Source organism: Rhodococcus opacus B4 (assembly GCF_000010805.1).
Classification (GTDB): domain Bacteria; phylum Actinomycetota; class Actinomycetes; order Mycobacteriales; family Mycobacteriaceae; genus Rhodococcus_F; species Rhodococcus_F opacus_C.
In genome coordinates this window covers 250796-252245 of record NC_012522.1, presented here as the reverse complement: position 1 = coordinate 252245, position 1450 = coordinate 250796, and the positions used below count along the sequence as shown (strand labels likewise).

The 1450-nt window shown below is 65.6% G+C and carries 2 protein-coding genes; one reads left to right on the top strand and one right to left on the bottom strand.

The window, feature by feature from the left end; genetic code table 11:
- Positions 1-559: 559 nt before the first annotated feature.
- On the bottom strand, positions 560-898 hold the full coding sequence (locus ROP_RS01195; protein WP_005255751.1) for an RNA polymerase-binding protein RbpA: 339 nt from the start codon (positions 896-898) through the stop codon (positions 560-562).
- Positions 899-1070: 172 nt separating this feature from the next.
- Here ROP_RS01195 and ROP_RS01190 point away from each other — a divergent pair, with 172 nt between their 5' ends.
- A complete protein-coding gene (locus ROP_RS01190; protein WP_012687514.1) occupies positions 1071-1403 on the top strand; it encodes a hypothetical protein in 333 nt (110 codons plus the stop codon).
- The last annotated feature ends 47 nt before the right edge of the window (positions 1404-1450 follow it).

Below are 1450 nucleotides of genomic sequence, written 5' to 3'. Positions count from 1 at the left end.
CCGCCCCCGCCGCCGCTCAACCGACCGCGAGGTTTGGTTTGGGCGGTGAAGGGGGAATACCACGAAATGTGAGTGGTTGTAGTGGAAATGAGCGGTTGACCACCCGGAGCATCGTGGACGCCGGACCCGCCGTGGCTTCAGGGTGCCGGTTTCATACCCCAGGTGTGAGATCTGCCCGAAGAGAAGACCAAACCCTTGACTCCGCGGTACCGAATAGTAGATTGAGAGCGGTCATGTGACCTACCTCTCAAACGGTATGCAAGCCCGGGAGGTCGGTCATACGTGGTTTCTTCGACTGCGTGTTCGGGGCGTGACGCTCGGTGCTTGGTGTGCTCGGAATGTAACGCGCCCGCGTTCAGCAGATCGGAGTACTTGGATGAGTCCTGGCGAGACGGTGACCAGCCCAGTGACCTACAGAAGCTTGTCCGTGTCGAACATCCCGTCCCCGACCACACCGGGGTCGCGGACACCCCGGACCGCGCCGAAGGCGGGGTCGCAGACGCGGCGAACGCCGCCCCGGCAGAGCCGAGACGGCGTTCGTACGGTTCGGTGGCCTGTGTCAGGCTCCGCGGCGCTTCGCCTTCAGCAGGTCGAGGCGCTCCTTCAGCAGCTCTTCCAGTTCCTCCTTGGAGCGGCGTTCGAGCAGCATGTCCCAGTGGGTGCGCGGCGGCTTGACCTTCTTGGCTTCGGGCGCCGTGCCCTCGACCAGAGTTCCCTCGAGGCCGTTACGGCACAGCCACGTGCCGGGAATCTCGGCATCGTCGGCGAAGGGAATGTCGAAGACCTCACCGTTGTCGCACCGGTACTTGGCCATCCGACGGGGCGCGAGGTCGTGGTCACGGTCGGTCTCGTAGCTCACCGCTCCGAGTCGACTCCCTCGAAGTACGCGATCTGCCATGGTTGTGTCCTCTCCTCGATCGTCTCCGCGCGAGCACGCCTGGACCAGCACCAAGCGTTCACACTCATCTACAACGCCACGGCCTCCCGATTGGTTCCCGCACGCCGCGCAGATGCAACCTCGACATCTTACCGGGCGGGCTCGGGGGCGCCGCGCAGTAAGGTGGTCGACCATGACCAGCGCCTCCCGCAGACCGGATTCCTGTGTGTGGTGCGGGCGCGAAGTGGCCGAGACGGGGATGGGCCGGCGTCGCCGGTACTGCCGCCAATCGTGCCGGCAACGCGCGTACGAGCAGCGCAACCAGGTCAAGGGCACCAGCATCCCCGCCGATGCGGTTATGCTCACCGCGGAGGAAGCCTCCGCCATGGTCGACCGGGTTTTCCAGGTTCGATGTGCCGCCGAGGACGTGGCGACAGCCGTTGCCGAAGGTGCGGCGGCCCATGAGGTGGAATCCCTGTGCGCCGACCTCGTGCAACTCGCACGTGAGGCCGAACGCTTCCGCTGAGCCTCGGACAGAGGCAGGGGAGCGTGGGACGCACTCTGCTCGACCGG

Bases quoted from the DNA above. Each gene is read 5' to 3' on its own strand.
- ROP_RS01190 (WP_012687514.1), top strand. From the start codon at position 1,071: ATGACCAGCGCCTCCCGCAGACCGGATTCCTGTGTGTGGTGCGGGCGC.
- ROP_RS01195 (WP_005255751.1), bottom strand. From the start codon at position 898: ATGGCAGATCGCGTACTTCGAGGGAGTCGACTCGGAGCGGTGAGCTAC.